A 15,569-nucleotide genomic window follows, 5' to 3' on the forward strand; every position below is an offset into this window, starting at 1 on the left:
GAGTCAGACGTGCCCTTCGATCCGGAGGCGACCGGGGTCATCCCGAAGCTGACGTTCGACACCGCTCCCCCGGAGGGCCCGCCTGCGGAGGACCCGCCGTCGGAGGACGCCGAGCCGGATCCGGACACGACGACGATGATCCGGCTGCCGGCCCCCTTGCACATCGGGCACCCGCCCACGGTGGAGGGGGCCGCCGACCCGGACGCGACGGGCACGGTGACCACCCCGGCGCAGACCGCTTCCGCGCCACCCGCTGACACCTCCGCGACCAAGCCTGGACCGCGGTCGCAGCCGGCGAGCGGGCCGCAGCCGACCGGTGACGGGAAGCCCGGCACCGCCACGCCCAGCGCCACCGCCTCCAGCCCCGCCGCGCCTGGCACCTCCAAGAACGCTGCGCCCGGGAAGGGTGCGGCACCGGCTGCAGCGCCCACCAAGGGGTCGGACGGCAAGTCCGGCACCACCACGCCCGGCGCCACCCCGTCCGGCGGCGCTGCCTCCAGCCCCGCCGCACCCGGGGCCTCCAAGGATGCCGCGTCCGCCGAGGATGCCGCGTCCGGGAAGGCGCCCGCCAAGGGTGCGGCGCCTGGCAAGCGGCCCGTCACCGAGACCGCGGCAGCCGGGACCGTGCCCGTGCCGATAGTCCGTCCCGCCTCGGCGCCCTCCGCCGGAGGAGGAGCACCGGCCGGAGCGACGCCCACCGGGACGACGCCCACCGGTGGCTCGGCCCCGAGCGCGTCACCCACGAGTGGATCGGCCACGAGTGGATCGGCCGCGAGTGGGTCGGCCGCCAGCGCGTCGGCCGGTGGGTCGGGGTCGGTCTCCAGCGCGTCGGCTGCTGCTGCGCCTGTGGAGGCGCCGCAGGCCTCGCCCATGCCCGCCGCCGCCCCGCCCACGACGCCCCCGCAGCCCGCGGCCCCCCAGGTCGCCACGAAGCAGGCACCGCCCCAGCAGACGACCCCCCAACCGGCCCCCCAACCGGCCCCCCAGGCGGTCCCCGGCAAGCCGCGCACGCTCGGCGGTCGGATCGGCGCGCTGGTCGCCAGTGCGCCCAAGTGGCTGCCCGTGCTGCTGGTCCTCGAGGGCCTGGCCATGTACATCCTGGCCCTCAAGGTCGCGCCAGGACCCCTGCGCGGCGTGGACCCCAACAAGATCGACGGCCTGGGCCTGATCTCGGCCCTCCCGACGACGGCGTTCATCGCCATCCTCATCATGATCGTGTCGTTCTTCGTCACGGTCGCCCAGAGCACCGACCGCAAGTTCCTCCTGCTGTTCCAGATCGCCGCCATCACCTTCGCCCTGCACGGCGCGGGAGCCCTGGTGGCCACGGCGCCGCGCTTCCCCACGGCGTACATCCACGCCGGTTTCGTGGAGTTCATCAGCAGGACCGGCGAGTCGGCCATCAGCATCGACGCCCGTATGGGCTGGCCGGGCTTCTTCGCGCTGTTCGCCTTCGTGACGAAGGCCGCCGGGATCACCGACCTGACGCCGATCCTGCAGTGGACGCCGCTCGTCTCGAACCTGCTCTACCTGCTCCCGTTCGTGCTGATCCTGCGCCAGGTCGTGGCCACCACGCGGGCGCGGTGGTTCGCGGCGCTGCTGTTCGTGCTGGTGCAGTGGATCGGGCAGGACTACTTCTCGCCGCAGGGCTTCACGTTCGCCTTGTATCTGGCGTTCATCGCGATCCTGCTCAGATGGTTCGGACGGGTCGAACAGCGGACGAAGCCGATCCCGCCCAAGGGCCTGCGCAAGCTGCTCGGCAAGCTGGACGCGATGACCCCGGGCGAGCTGGCCAACACCGGCACGTACCGGGCCGACAAGCTGCTCATGCTGATGATGCTGCTGGCGCTGTTCGTCGCGTCGGTGGCCTCGCACCAGATCACCCCGTTCATGATGCTCGGGGTCGTGACGGCGTTCCTCATCTTCAAGCGGACGTCGCTGACCTGGGGGCTGCCGTTCTTCCTCGGGCTGCTCGTGCTGGCCTGGATCAGCTACATGACGGTGGGCTTCTGGTCCAGCCAGATCGGCGCCATCTTCGGCGGCTTCGGCCGGATCCTGCAGAACATCGGCAACAGCACCGGCGACCGCATCGAGGGCAGCGACCCCGCGCACGCGCTGGTGCTGCAGGCGCGGCTCGGCATTCTCGTGGTGATCCTCAGCCTGGCGGCCACGGGGCTGTTCCGGCGGTTCCGGCGCGGGGTGTTCGACCGGTCGGCGCTGATCCTGCTCTGCGTGCCGGTGCTGGCGCTGGGGCTGCAGAGCTACGGCGGCGAGATCGGGCTGCGGATCTACATGTTCGCGCTGCCCGGGGCCTGCCTGCTGGCCGCGTACGCGTTCTTCCCCAACCTTCCGGCCGACAGCGCGGACGTGCGCGAGGAGACCGTGCCGCTGCGCAAGCGGAACGTGCGCTTCAACCCGCAGCTCACCAAGAAGCTCTCGGTCGTGCTCGCGGCGTGCTTCGCGGTGCTGTTCGCGTTCGCGTTCCTGATGGCCAGGTACGGCAACGAGAAGTTCGAGCGGGTCACCGTGGGTGAGGTGGCCGCGCTACACTACGTCTACCAGCACGACAAGCCGAGCGCCAAGGTGCTCTACCTGGTCCCCAAGACGGGGCCGGAGGTCACGCCGACCCTGCCGTGGGGCGAGAAGGACGTCGAGCTGGTCAACTTCGGCGTGCAGGCCCTCGTGCACAAGGACCCGAAGCAGATCGCGGACGCGGTCGCGGCGCTCAAGGAGCAACCGCGTAACTCGTACCTGATCGTGAGTCGCGGGCAGGTGAGCTACCTGCAGCTCAACGAGGGCTTCCCGGATGACTGGGGGACGAAGTTCCGCGCGGCGCTGGACGCCTCGCCGGACCTGAAACGGGTGTTCTCCAACGAGGACGCGGCCCTCTACACCTGGAAGAAGTTCGTCCGGGGCACCGAGATCCCCGAACCGCAGCCGTACAAGGGACGCGGCGACCCCACCACCCCGTGGACGCCCGTGGGCATCGGCGCGCTGGCCGTGACCTGGGTCTCGCTCTTCGCGTACGAGGTCATCCGGCTGAACGGCCCCAACCGGGCACGCAAGGCCAGGAAGCGTCTGCTCTTCCTCGCCGTGCCCGCTTTCGTGGTCGCGCTAGCAGTGATCATCGAGCGATTCATCTACATCGCACAAAATAACTAAATTCACAGGAAACGCTCAGCTTGTGCGGGATGATGTTCTCCATATGAGGACACAGGAGACACTCCCCGCCATGCCGAACGCACAACTCGCGGCTGCGAGGATCGCTTCCGTGGACGCCTTACGAGGCTTCGCACTCCTGGGCATCCTCGTAGTCAACATCGCCTTCCTGGCCTCCGGCTACCGGATGGCCGGGATGGCCGAACCCGCATTCCAGTCCCCGCTGGACTGGACCGTGCGGTTCACCGTGACGCTGCTCGTGGAGAACAAGTTCTACCTGCTGTTCTCCTTCCTGTTCGGCTACAGCTTCACCCTCCAGGTCGACTCGGCGGCGCGGCAGGGGCGCCCGTTCGGGCCGATGTTCCTGCGCCGCCTGGCCGGGCTGCTGCTGATCGGGCTGGCGCACGCCGTGCTGCTGTTCCCCGGGGACATCCTGACGACGTACGCGGCCGTGGGCCTGGCCCTGCTGATCTTCCGCAAGCTCCGACCCAAGGCCGCGGTGGTGCTGGCGGTCATGTTGACCGCGATGCTCGCGCTCGGCTTCGTGCTGCTGGCCCTGCTCGCCACGTTCGGCCTGGACATGGGCGGCACGGTGGCGGACTCGGCCGCGGAGGCCACCAAGGCGGACACGGCGCTGGCGGCCTCCGCGCTGCAGATCATCTCCGAGCACCTCAGGAAGCTGTCGCTGATCATCGTCTTCCGGGTGCTGTTCCAGGGCCCGGCGGTGCTGGCGGCGTGCCTGATCGGCCTGGCGGTCGGCAAGCTGGGCGCCATGCGCGACCTGTCGGCCCACACGGGCACGCTGCGCAAGCTGCAGTGGACCGGGTTCACGGTCGGGCTCGCGGGCGCGTTCATCTACACGACGTCGGCCTGGCACGGCACGATGCACAAGTTCTGGGGCGAGGCCGTGGACCTGGTGACGGCCCCGCTGCTGGCGGCGGCGTACGCGGCGACGTTCCTGCGGGTGCTGCCGTACATGCCGCGCATCGCCCGGGCGCTCGCGGCGCCGGGCCGGATGGCGCTGTCCAACTATCTGGCGCAGTCGCTGATCTGCTCGCTGATCTTCACCGGGTACGGGCTGGCGCTCGTGGACCGGGTCAGCCCGGCGCTGGAGGTGCTGATCGCGCTCGGTGTCTTCGTCTGCCAGGTCTTCTACAGCCACTGGTGGCTCAAGAGGCACCGGTACGGGCCCGTGGAGTGGCTCCTGCGCTTCCTCACGTACTGGCGCAAACCAGGCCCCAGCCGCCCGCACCAGGCGCGCCACTCTTTGGAGAAATGACGGACCATGCGCCACTGGCCCGTGCTCAACCTCCGCCTCACCACACCCCGCCTCGAACTGCGCATGCCCTCTCTGGACGATCTCGACGAGCTGGCCGACCGGGCCGTGGAAGGCGTGCACGATCCGGACGTGATGCCGTTCGGCGTGCCGTGGACGGACGTCCCCGCCGACGAGCTGCCGGCGAACGTCATCCGGTTCCAGCTCGGCCTCATCGCGCGGTGGCAGCCCGAGCGGTGGTGCTGCAACTTCGTCGTCGTCCACGAGGGACGGGTGATCGGCACCCAGGACCTGTCCGGGCACGGCTTCCGGGTCACCCGCGAGGTGCACACGGGCTCGTGGCTGGGCCGCGCCCATCAGGGCAAGGGCCTCGGCACGGAGATGCGCGCCGCCGTCCTCCACCTGGCCTTCACGGGGCTCGGGGCCCTGACGGCGGTCTCCAGCGCGTACCTGGACAACCCGGCCTCACTGGGCGTCTCCGGCAAGCTCGGCTACCGGCCGGACGGGCTGATGGTGGACGAGGTACGCGGCAAGCGGGCGGTCCAGCGGCGCCTCCGCCTCGACCGGGCCGACTTCACCGACCCCGTCCCCGTGCGGATCGACAACCTGGAGCCCTGCCTGCCGCTCTTCGGGCTCACCTGATGCGAGGCCGGTCGAAGACGGTGTTGTCGATGACGACGTCCATCCGGCTCAGCGGGTCGGTCTCCTCGAGGTAGATGCGCTCGGCGACCAGGTACCGGTTCCGGTGGATCGACTCGGCCTCCGACCCGGCCCAGTCGTCACCGGCCGCGGCGGCCGTCGCCACACCCGCCGTCATGGTGGGGGCGGCCTGCGTGTCGAGCGTGTCGGCGAACGCCCGGTACGCGGCGGCGACCTCGCGCAAGGCATGCTCGTCCTCGTCCGGCCAGGGCACGCCGAGCAACCGAAGCCCGGCCTCAAGCCCCGGCCCAGCCGTCAGCGCCACCGGTGCCGCCCCGCCCAGGCCGTCCCTCGCCTCACCCAGCCCAAGCGCAGCCACGCTCCCCAGGCCGTATGCAGCGCAGCGGCCGCCCCCGTCATGATGGCCGCGGTCTCCTCCACCCGGCGTGCCCCGTCCTCCAGAGCGGCCGGCCGAATCCACCATTCGCGCCCCACGTCGGCTCCCCGTCGCTCGTCCGTCACCGCCGCCGGAACCGTAACGCGCGGATACCCGGACGAGCCTCCTGTTCAACGAAGCTGAAAATGTATAAACAAGGGTCAGAAGCCGTTCACCGGCCCGATTACGCGACGTTCACGAATCACCGCATGGGGACGTGGCACCAGACCACGCGCTCCTCTTGCTCGGCGAGGTAGCCGCAGCGTGGTACACCGCAGTCGCCGAGGCACTGTCGCGCCTTGCCGCATGGAAATCACCTCGAAGCGCACAAGAGCGGTCGGAAGGTGGAGGGCTACACATGCCTGAAACTCTGTAGCCACTGCACAGCATGGCGTCATGCGATTACGTTGTGTTTCGAAAAGCGGCTCCACAACCACCGGTGAAGTGTGTGCGTAGGCCCTGTAAGGACGTGCGGAGACAGAGGCGAAGGGTCGTGATATGACCGTTAACGGGGAAGAACCTGGCCTACGCGCACGAGCGGAGTATGGCGCGCGGATGCGGAAGTTTCGGACACGTCAAGGGCTGTCGCAGGAACGCCTTGCCGCAGCTCCCGGGGTCACCTACAGCGAGAGCCAGATAGGGGCCGTCGAACGCGGTAAGCGCACGCCGAGCGAGGCTTTCACGGAGGAGCTCGAGCGCGTTCTCGGGCTCAACGGAGAACTGAAGGAACTGCTGCCGGAAATCCACAACGACTTCGGCCCCAAGTGGTTCAGGCCATGGCCCGGCATCGAGGCCGCCGCCCACACCATCCGCACGTCCGAGCCGTCCCTGATCCCCGGACTCCTCCAGACGGAGAGGTACGCGGAGCAGGTCTTCCTTGGAAAACCTGGGATCACGCCCGACGAGGTGCAAAAGGCCGTCAAGATTCGGCTCAAGCGTCAGGCGGTGTTCGATTCGCCGAACCCCCTCATGTATTCGACTCTCATCGATGAGAGCGTCCTGTCTCGACCGGTCGGCGGTGCCTCCGTGATGTGCGAACAACTCGCGCGGCTCCTCACCGCCATGCGACACCCGTGCATCACGGTGCGGATCGTTCCGCTGTCCGCGGGGCTCACCACCGGGCTCCTGGGGGCATTCGAGATCGCCCAGACAGCCGGTTCACCCGATACCGCCTATCTGGAGAGCGCCTTGACGGGAGAGGTGATCACTCACTTCGACGGCGTCCGAGCCCTCAACGTGCGCTGGGATGCCTTGAGCAGCATGGCCCATCCGGTGAACATCAGCGAGCAGGTCATTCGCGAGATGATGGAGAGGTATGGAGACTGACAACGAACTCGTAACCGCCGCGTGGCGCAAAGCCAAGGCATCGGGCGACAACGGCGGCAGCTGCGTCGAAGTAGCCCCCCTCAGCGGCGGACGGGTCGCCGTGCGAGACAGCAAGGACCGCACCGGCCCCGCACTGGTGTTCACCGCATCAGAATGGGCCGCCTTCAAGGACGGCATGGCCAAGGGCGAATTCGACTTCTGACCGGAAGCACGGAGGAGGGGCTCACATCCCTTCCAAGCCCCTCCTCCTTCCTCCGGCACACCAAGATCCCTACACCGAGATGATGGAAGCCTCCACACACGCCCGGAGGGATGTCCGACCACGACGCATGACCGTAACGTCGCAGGTGGGAAGACGTAGAAAGGTCTCTGCCATGAGAGTCTCCGCAATCAAGGAAGAGGGCGCTGCGAAAAGTCGCCCGCTGCGCCCCGAAGAGAAACCCCACCCCACCGAACCACAGGCGCCGAATCGGAAAGCTGACGGTCGTGCGCGTCAGCCACAACGGCGAGGGCCGGCGACGGAAAAGCCCGATGGCCCGCGCATATCCCGGAATCTGCGGGATAGTCTGCGATTCCTCGCCGAGCACGACCCTCGCTAGCTGCCCTGGGCTTCACTCCCGGTCCAGTGGCGGCATCGGCCGGGGATGGCCCCACTTGTGGATCCGGCCGGGGGTGAACGGGACATCGCGTACGGAGCGCAGGGCCGCGTCGAGGCCGTGCCGGGTGTAGGCGGTGGGCACGTCGACGCCGGTGAGGAGGCGCAGTTCCGCGGCGACGGAGGCCCGTAGGGGCTCCTCGTCGGTGAACTCCTCGATCAGGTCGGTGAGGGCGACGGGTACGCCGAAGCGGTGGCAGACCGCCGGGTCCAGAGCGTCCCGCAGTTCCCGCCACTGCTCGTCCGCGAACGGCAGTTCCTCCGGGTCACCGCTCAGGGCGAGGCCCGCGATGTCGCCGAAGCGGATGAGGGCGTTGTACCGCACCTGGTCGTCCGGGTCCTCCCGGGCGCTCCGCAGCAGCAGGTCGGCGGCTGCGGGCGATCCGATGAGGAAGACGGGGTCCACGGCCGCCCGGCGGACCTCGACGCCCGGGTCGGCGAGCGCCCTCGCCAGCTGGTGCAGGGTGTCCTCGCCGAGGACGCTCCGGAAGGCACCGGCGGCGAGGGCCCGACCCGATTCGGGGCAGTCGGCGAGGAGGGGGTGGAGGGCTGCCGCTCCGCTGTGGTCGCCGGTCGTGGCGAGGGCGACGGCCGTGTTGACCAGCAGCAGGGGCCACTCCGGGTTTTCCAGCTCGCGGCGCTGTTCCTCGAGGACCGCGCGAAGGACCTCGGCCGTCGCCGGACGGGCCGTCCCCTGGAGGGCTTCGGCCGCCGCCGCCCGGGTGGTGTGCAGCGCCGTGCGGTCGGCGAGGGTGGCCTCGACCCGGTCCGGTCCCTCGTCCCCGCCGCTGCGGGCCAGGGCGTACAGGACGGCCGCGACCAGCGCGAAGGGGCCCGCACCAGTGTGGGCGAGCAGCACCGGGACCGCCTCGGGGGCGGTGCTGCGGCGGACGACCTCGTACAGCAGGGGGTGATAGCGGTTTGCGCGCTCCCCGGCGACGGTGAGGACGTGGCTCAGCGCCCCGGGGCCGGCGGTGAGCAGGTCGTGGACGGCCCGCTCAGCGGGGGCTGCGGCCCCCGTCGCCTCGGCGGCGAGGGCTTCGTGGACGAGATCCTCGTATCCGCTCATGCGATATCTGTACTCCAGCGCACTTCGTGATCTGGGTCAGTCTGGCAGTCGGACGGAGAACCGGCGACCGGTTCAGGCCGCCGCGGGAGTCGCCACCGGCCGGATGCGCAGAACCGGACCCTGACCGCCTTTCGGCTGGTCAGGGTCCGGTTCTTTGGATAGCGGGCGGGCCGCGGTCACCGATCGGGCTCGATCACGGTTGCGCCGCGAAGACGTGGGCGACGGCCCCGCCGCTGAAGACGGTCGTGCTTTTCGGCTCGAGGGTCAGCGGCGCCGGGAAGATCCGCTCGCCCGCGCCGAGGACGACCGGGTGGACAAGAAGGCGGTATTCGTCGATCAAGCCGGTCTCGACCAGCGACCGGGCGAACCGTGCCCCGCCGTGGGCGAGCAGGTAGCCGTCGGAGCGCTCCTGCTTGAGCCGCGTGATGGATTCGGCCAGGTCTCCGGCGGCGATCGTCGTCTCGTCCCAGTCGGCTGAGGTGAGCGAGTTCGAGAACACGACCTTCGGGATGTCGTTCATCGGCTTGGCGAACGGCCCGGAGTCGTTGGGATAGTGGGCGGCCAGCACCGCGTACGTGGCGGCTCCCATGAGATGCACGCCGGCGTTGCTGACAGTCTCGACGGTCCAGCTGAGAGCGTCATCGGAGTCTCCCGCGGCGATCCAGTCGCCGCTCCCGTCGAGTGATGCGGCGTAACCGTCGAGCGAGACCGACATCTTCAGAACCAGTGAGGCCATGGCCCTGTTCCTTCCTGGGATGAACGACACGAGCAGCTCGTGCCCGACGGCGATACGGGGTTGTTCGGGTGTCGGCGATACAGACAGGCGACCACCGCGAAACTCATCGCCGTTCCCGGGCGAACTTTTCCCACAGGATCCGGTCGCTCCGGTGAACAGGCGTCCGGCCACCGTGACCAAGGCTCCCAGCGGCACCCGGCAGGAGCTTGCTGCAGCCTGACCAGCGAGAACCTGGCATCCGAGGCAGGGACGTCAGAAATCTCGTCCTGGCTGTCCGACCGATCGGAGGAGACTCCGACGTGCCAGTGCGCGCCTCAGAGCTTGCACCGGGCCCCGTCGGCCGGAGACTTGAGGTCGATGAGGTAGGCGGCCACGGCCTCGTTGACGCAGGCATTGCCGGCCAGCGGAAAGAGCACCCGTGGTCGAACGACCCGGTGGCGGATTCGCCACGAGGAGCAAAGCTGGCCGAAAGCACGATGGCCCACGCGGCGGTGGAGCTCTACCACTCCGCGCAGCTCCGAGTCCTGCAGCGCCTGAACATCCTCCTCGAACAGGCAACGCACACGGACGAAGACACGGACGCGAGCGATGACTCCGTCCAAGCCCTGGCGGTTCGTCTCTGACCGTGACAGCTCGTGTGCGGCTCTCGCCGGATCGCGAGTCGGCCTGGGACTCGGGTCCCGAGGAGGCGCACCGTCGGCGGAGCCCCAAAGCGAGCGAAGCGAGCGGGGTTTCGGGGTGGGCTCCAGCAGGCCCGCCCGGTAACAGGGCAACGGGCGGGGGGTTAAGGGGGGATCGAAAGGGAGCGGAGCCCTCCTTGGGCAGCGCTGTCTGGAATTTCGTGCGCGAAGCGCCCCCTGTGGAAGGCCGTGCTTTAGGTGCCGCCGCGGCCCGACCATTTGATTTCGTGGGGTTTCAGGGTTACCTGGCGGCCGTCGACCGTGGCCGTGACCTCGCGGTCCGAGGTGTTCACCATGACCACCTGGCGTTCCTGGCCGATCGCCTTGATCTTGGGGTCCGAGGTTGTCACGGGTTCGACGCGTACGCCGGCCGGAAACCATTTGGTGAAGCCGCTGAGCAGGCCCGCCATCGGCATCTCCCCGCCCACCTTGGGGCTCCAGAGGCAGCCGGCGCAGTCGCCTTCGCTCTTCTGCTGCGGGTTCCAGTAAAGGGCCGTCGTCACGCCGCTCTTGGCGAATTCCATCAGCGCCGTCGCCTGCACCGCCGTGCGCTTCTCCTCCGACCAGCCGGAGTTCTCCGGCTCGACGTACCATTCGGCCCACCACACGGGCAGGTCCTTGCTCTTCTGCCGCAGCCACGTCGTGATGGCGGCGAACTTGGCCTGGGCGGCGAAGTCGTCGGGTACGTTGCCCCGGTCGTTCGTCATGGACGCGCCGTCCACCACGACGAAGTCGGCGCCCTTGTTGTGCTCCAGCCAGTACGTGATCGCGTCCAGCGCCCGCTGGTCCACCGTGCCCCACGGGCCGCTCAACTCCGAGGGGCCGCCCTTGGAGTTGGTCTCGATGGGGATGTACGGGCCGCCGACCTGGATGTCCTTGTTCACCTTCTTCAAGGCCGCGTAGACCTTGTTGTACAGCTCGGTGTACCCCTCGGCGTCCCAGCGGTTCGTGGACGGGTCCCAGAAGCCCTTGAACTCGTTCCACACCATGTAGTGCTTGACCGTCGGATACTGCTTGGCGACCGTGGCGGCCAGTTTGGCGTAGTCGTCGAAATGCTCGCGCTTGGGCGCGACCGTGTGGTTCTTGCTCCAGTCCGTACGCCCGGCCTGCCCGCCCTTCATCCAGTCCGGCGCGCAGCACAGCGTGATGACCGGCACCGCCCGCGACGACGCCATGAACTTCAGCCGCCGGTCCAGGTCACGGAAGTTGAACTGCCCGGGGCTGGGCTCCGGGTTGCCGACGCCCCAGCCCATGATGTGCTGGTTCTGCAGCATCGGAACCCGGCCGAGCACGCCCCTGGCCTCCTCCACGACCTGCGGCGGCTCGTTGTCCGCGCTGTACTGGGTGTGGGTGATGCCCCAGCGCGGCCAGTTGTCGAGCGCGGGCGGCTGCTCCAACTGCGGCGCGGGCTCGCTGGGGAGCGTCGTGGCGACGTCCTCACCCTTGAACACGCTGCGTGACTGGCTGCGCATCGACGCGTAGACCATGATGCCCGCCACCAGTACGACGGCGAGGACGCCCGCTCCCAGCGCGAGCGGCCACGGCGATCGTCTTCGTGCGTGCCGGCCGTCAGTCGGAATCACCGAATGCTCCTCATGCTGCGGCAAAGGTACAAGGACTCACGAACCTACAAGGGCTCTGGATTCTGCGCGGGCTGCGAACGTTCCAAGAGAGTGCAAACGTACTAGAGCCTGACCCTTAATAGGCTAATCGCCCCACTTGCAAGGCACTTGCCGTTTCCGTTCAGGAGACCGGGGGACGCTGGCCTCCCACAGGGCCCGGAACCCCTGCGTAGCGGTACGGGACCGGCGGCCGGCCGGGCTGCACGACCAGGAGCGTGCCGGGGGTGTCGGCATAGAAGGCGGACTCGACGGCGGCGGCCACGTCCTCGGCCGTGAGCAGGGGGAACCCGGCGTTGACGAACATCTCCCGCGACTCCGCCACCAGCGGCGTGTCCGTGAATCCAGGGCAGACGGCGCTGATGCGGATGTTCTGGGCGGCGAGCGGCTCGGCAAGCGCCCTGACCAGGCCGACGACGGCGTGCTTGGTCATCGTGTAGATCGGGTCGCCGGCGAAGCCCACGAGCCCGGCCAGCGACGAGGTGGCCACGATGGCGCCCCCGCCCGACCGCTTGAGCAGCGGGACGCTGGCCCGCACGCCGAAGACGACGCCGTCCACGTTCACCCCGACCACCTGGCGGTAACGCGCCAGGTCGAAGTCCGCCAGGTCCACCCGGCCCGAGATCCCCGCGTTCAGGTGGACCAGGTCGAGCCGTCCGTAGCGCTGCTCGGCCAGCGCCACCGCCTCCAGCGAGGCCTCCTCGCGGCTGACGTCGGCGGCCAGCCACACGCCGTCCACCTCCTTGGCCAGCCTCTCGGCGCCCTCACCGTCGAGGTCGACGAGGACGCACTTGACGCCGCCCGCCGACAGCCGCCGCGCCACCGCCGCCCCGATGCCGCTGGCCGCTCCGGTGATGAGTGCAACTGTGCTCATGACGTGCTCCTTGCGTCGGGGGTGTCCTCGCGAAGGCCGACCGTCAGGGCTGGTCGAGCATGCGATGCGCACGGGAGATCAGCGTGGGCACCGCGGACCCGATGCGGTCGAATCCCTCCCCAACGGTCTTACCTTGCCGGAACCGGGCGTGGATACCCTCCACGATGACAGCGAGCTTGAAGTTGCCGAAAGCCACATAAAACCCAAGATCCGAAATATCCCGGCCGGAGACCTTGGCGTAGTGCGCGGCGAACTCCGCCGCGTTCATGAACCCCGGCGCCACCGTCACGTCCCCCGCCACGGGAATCCGCGCCCGTTCCTCGTCCCCCTGGTCGTGCCAGTACGTCAGCGTCAGCCCCAGGTCGGCCAGCGGATCGCCCAGCGTGGACATCTCCCAGTCCACCACGGCCATGATCTCGATCGGCTCCCCGAACCGGATCAACGTGTTGTCCAGCCGGTAGTCGCCGTGCACCAGCGTGCTGTCGGAGGCGGCGGGCAGCCGCTCCCGCAGCCGCTCCACGAGCCGGTCGTACTCGGGCAGGTCGGCCGTCTTCGACCGCTCCCACTGCTGCCCCCACCGTTCGAGCTGCCTGGCCAGGTAGCCCTCGGGCCGCCCGAAGTCCCCGAGCCCCACCTCGCGGTAGTCCACCGCGTGGATGGCCGCCAGCACCTCGGCCAGCCGCTCCGACAGCCGCCGCGTCTGCGCCGGCGACGGCGAGCCGAGCTCCTCCCGGGTCCGTACGGCGGCGCCCTCCACGTACCCCATGAGATAGAACGGCGCCCCGATGACGGACTCGTCGGCGCAGAACGCGATCGGCGAGGGCACCGGGACGGGCGTGCCCGCCAGGGCCGAGATGACCCGCCACTCGCGCCGCATGTCGTGGGCGGTGGGCAGCACGTGGCCGAGCGGCGGCCGGCGCAGCACCAGGCGGCGGTCGCGGGCCTCGATCAGATAGGTGAGATTGGACCTGCCGCCCGAGATCAGCGAGACGGACAGCGGCTCGCCCGCATCGGGCACGTTCCGGCCCATCCACGTGATCAGTGCAGGCCAGTCGATGCCAGGTACGGTCATGAACACACATTAGAACGCCACTCGGTCCTGAACACCACCTGAGAGTTCGGTAACGTTCGGGACCTGCGGTTACGACTGCTCTGGTAATAACCTTTACCCTGGCTGTACAGGTCCCCCCTCAAGCTTGAAAAACAGTGGCATGCCGACGGTAGGAGCCCATGCGCGTCACCCTTGCCCTGCCCCGTGAGCTGGGACAATCCGAAGTGAGCCGCTGGAGAGAGCTGCAGGAGGCGGACCCCGCGCTCGACAGCCCCTTCTTGTCCCCGGAATTCACCATCGCGGTAGGCGAACTCCGAAATGTCGTACGGGTCGCGGTCCTCTACGACGGCCCAGACATCGTCGGTTTCTTCCCCTTTGAACGACATCCCCTGGGCATCGGCAAACCGGTCGCCGCGGGGCTGACCGACGCGCAGGGGATGGTACGTGCCAAAGATCTCCCCATCGATCCGCGCCGCCTCCTCAAGGAGTGCGGGCTGGCGGTGTACGAGTTCGACCATCTGGTCTCCGGCCAGCCGCTGCTGAACGAGCGGCACGAAAGGCATCCGTCGCCGATCATCGACCTGCGCGGAGGCTACGAGCACTACACCGACATCCTCCGGGAGCACTCCGGCAAGACGTACAAGACCACCCTGGCCAAGTCCCGCAAGCTGCAGCGCGAGGCCGGGACGATGCGTCACGACTACGCGACCACCGACCTGACGCCCCTGCACACGCTGCTCGGCTGGAAGACCGACCAGTATCGCCGCACCGGGCGCACCGACAGGTTCGCGCACCGGTGGATCGTGGAGCTGGTCGAGCGGCTGCTGGCCACCCAGTCGGACAGCTTCGCCGGGGTGCTCGACATGGTCTCCGTGGACGGGCGGCCGGTGGCCGGGCATTTCGGCCTCCGCACGCGTACGACGCTCGCCGGGTGGTTCCCCGCCTACGACACCCACTTCGCCAAGTACTCCCCCGGCCTCATCCACCACCTGGCGATGGCCGAGCAGGCCGCGGCCAACGGCATCGAGGTGATCGACATGGGCCGGGGCGAGAAGGAGTACAAGGACAAGCTCAAGACGGGCCAGCTCGAAGTGGCCGAGGGGCGGGTGGCCAGGCTCGGGGCCGCCTCCGGGGTCCACTGGATGATGCGGGTGCCGGTGCGCAAGACGCGCGCCACGGTGATGGCCAACCCGTTCCTGCTCAAGACCGCCGACAGGGCGCTGAAGACCTACGGACGGCTCCGTACCGTCCTGCAAGGGTGAGGCTCGTCGAGGAGCGCACAGGCCGTCGCTGCCTGGCGCTCCCCTCCAACCGCCTCGGCCTCTACCTGGCCTTACGCCACTGGTGCGAGCCGGGCCAGCGGCTGCTCATGTCGCCGATCTCGGCCGACGAGATCCTGTTCCTGGTGCTCGCGGCCGGCCTGCGCCCGGTGATCGCGCCGCTGTCCCCGCGCGACGGCAACATCGACGTCTCCCGCGTCGACCTCGCCGCGGTGGACGCCGTCCTGACGACCAACCTGTACGGTCTGCCCGACGACGCCCCGTCCTTGTCCGGAAAAATCCTGATCGAGGATGTGGCGCACGCCATGGAGACGAGCATCGGCGGCCGGCCACTGGGGACCTTCGGCCAGGCCGGGGTGTTCAGCCTCTCCAAGCACCCGGGGGCGGGCTCGGGCGGCGTCCTGGTCGTCGAGCACGAGTCCGACCTGCGCGCGCTCCAACGCGCCCGTGACGCCCTGCTGGCCCCCGGCTCCCTGCGGGCCGACCTGACCGGCGTGGCCACCTCGATGGCCCGCCAGGTGGCGCTCAGGCTCGACCTCGTACGCCCCGCGCTCAGGCTCATGCGGGCGCTCGGCATGCAGGAGGACCGCGAGGGCTACCGCATCGCCCTGGAGCCCGAGGCCCTGAAGCAGGCGCTCGAACGGATCCCCGAGCTGCCGCCCTTCGACCCCTGGGTACGCGCCGACCTGCACGACTACCGCGCCCGCCGCGGCCGGGTGGCCCGCTGGTACCAGTCCAGGCGCCTGGCCAAGGTCTCCGCCGACCGCGGGCG

14 protein-coding genes are annotated in these 15,569 nt (G+C 69.2%); 8 read left to right on the forward strand and 6 right to left on the reverse strand.

Features of this window, described 5'->3' with window-relative positions; translation table 11 throughout:
• Nucleotides 1-9: 9 nt before the first annotated feature.
• The 3 genes from ACWDX9_RS26840 to ACWDX9_RS26850 all read left to right on the forward strand — a co-directional run bounded on the left by ACWDX9_RS26840 (nt 10) and on the right by ACWDX9_RS26850 (nt 5,074).
• On the forward strand, nt 10-3,159 hold the full coding sequence (locus tag ACWDX9_RS26840) for a hypothetical protein (protein ID WP_449958537.1): 3,150 nt from the start codon (nt 10-12) through the stop codon (nt 3,157-3,159).
• 109 nt (nt 3,160-3,268) lie between these two features.
• Nucleotides 3,269-4,435 (forward strand): DUF418 domain-containing protein, encoded by a 1,167-nt coding sequence (locus tag ACWDX9_RS26845; protein WP_449958540.1) that lies wholly within the window; start codon nt 3,269-3,271, stop codon nt 4,433-4,435.
• A gap of 6 nt (nt 4,436-4,441) precedes the next feature.
• A complete protein-coding gene (locus ACWDX9_RS26850; protein ID WP_449958543.1) occupies nt 4,442-5,074 on the forward strand; it encodes a GNAT family N-acetyltransferase in 633 nt (210 codons plus the stop codon).
• Here ACWDX9_RS26850 and ACWDX9_RS26855 read toward each other — a convergent pair.
• On the reverse strand, nt 5,067-5,450 hold the full coding sequence (locus tag ACWDX9_RS26855) for a hypothetical protein (protein ID WP_449958546.1): 384 nt from the start codon (nt 5,448-5,450) through the stop codon (nt 5,067-5,069). The genes ACWDX9_RS26850 and ACWDX9_RS26855 overlap by 8 nt on opposite strands.
• 555 nt (nt 5,451-6,005) lie before the next feature.
• Here ACWDX9_RS26855 and ACWDX9_RS26860 point away from each other — a divergent pair.
• Nucleotides 6,006-6,833 (forward strand): helix-turn-helix domain-containing protein, encoded by an 828-nt coding sequence (locus ACWDX9_RS26860; RefSeq protein ID WP_449958549.1) that lies wholly within the window; start codon nt 6,006-6,008, stop codon nt 6,831-6,833.
• Entirely contained in the window at nt 6,823-7,035 is a 213-nt protein-coding gene (locus ACWDX9_RS26865; protein WP_364758519.1) for a DUF397 domain-containing protein, read from the forward strand. Before ACWDX9_RS26860 ends, ACWDX9_RS26865 begins: the two co-directional genes overlap by 11 nt.
• Nucleotides 7,036-7,444: 409 nt before the next feature.
• On the opposite strand, the gene ACWDX9_RS26870 is transcribed toward ACWDX9_RS26865, so the two are convergent.
• On the reverse strand, nt 7,445-8,557 hold the full coding sequence (locus ACWDX9_RS26870) for a HEAT repeat domain-containing protein (RefSeq protein ID WP_449958553.1): 1,113 nt from the start codon (nt 8,555-8,557) through the stop codon (nt 7,445-7,447).
• 193 nt (nt 8,558-8,750) lie between these two features.
• On the reverse strand, nt 8,751-9,293 hold the full coding sequence (locus tag ACWDX9_RS26875; protein WP_449958556.1) for a dihydrofolate reductase family protein: 543 nt from the start codon (nt 9,291-9,293) through the stop codon (nt 8,751-8,753).
• Nucleotides 9,294-9,592: 299 nt separating this feature from the next.
• On the opposite strand from ACWDX9_RS26875, the gene ACWDX9_RS26880 reads away from it, so the two are divergent.
• On the forward strand, nt 9,593-9,916 hold the full coding sequence (locus tag ACWDX9_RS26880; RefSeq protein ID WP_449958558.1) for a hypothetical protein: 324 nt from the start codon (nt 9,593-9,595) through the stop codon (nt 9,914-9,916).
• Nucleotides 9,917-10,167: 251 nt separating this feature from the next.
• Here ACWDX9_RS26880 and ACWDX9_RS26885 read toward each other — a convergent pair whose 3' ends face one another.
• The 3 genes from ACWDX9_RS26885 to ACWDX9_RS26895 all read right to left on the reverse strand — a co-directional run bounded on the left by ACWDX9_RS26885 (nt 10,168) and on the right by ACWDX9_RS26895 (nt 13,538).
• Nucleotides 10,168-11,556 carry a GH39 family glycosyl hydrolase gene (locus tag ACWDX9_RS26885; RefSeq protein WP_449958561.1) on the reverse strand — a complete coding sequence of 463 codons (1,389 nt, stop codon included), beginning with the start codon at nt 11,554-11,556 and terminating at the stop codon, nt 10,168-10,170.
• A gap of 160 nt (nt 11,557-11,716) precedes the next feature.
• Nucleotides 11,717-12,466 (reverse strand): SDR family oxidoreductase, encoded by a 750-nt coding sequence (locus ACWDX9_RS26890; RefSeq protein WP_449958564.1) that lies wholly within the window; start codon nt 12,464-12,466, stop codon nt 11,717-11,719.
• A gap of 43 nt (nt 12,467-12,509) precedes the next feature.
• Nucleotides 12,510-13,538 carry a phosphotransferase family protein gene (locus ACWDX9_RS26895; RefSeq protein WP_449958567.1) on the reverse strand — a complete coding sequence of 343 codons (1,029 nt, stop codon included), beginning with the start codon at nt 13,536-13,538 and terminating at the stop codon, nt 12,510-12,512.
• Between the two features lie 158 nt (nt 13,539-13,696).
• Here ACWDX9_RS26895 and ACWDX9_RS26900 point away from each other — a divergent pair, with 158 nt between their 5' ends.
• Both ACWDX9_RS26900 and ACWDX9_RS26905 read left to right on the forward strand, forming a co-directional pair.
• A complete protein-coding gene (locus tag ACWDX9_RS26900) occupies nt 13,697-14,779 on the forward strand; it encodes a GNAT family N-acetyltransferase (protein ID WP_449958570.1) in 1,083 nt (360 codons plus the stop codon).
• Nucleotides 14,776-15,569, forward strand: a 794-nt coding sequence (locus ACWDX9_RS26905) for a DegT/DnrJ/EryC1/StrS family aminotransferase (protein WP_449958573.1), incomplete at its 3' end; no start/stop codon positions are given. The genes ACWDX9_RS26900 and ACWDX9_RS26905, both read left to right, overlap by 4 nt.

Source organism: Nonomuraea sp. NPDC003201 (genome assembly GCF_053590415.1).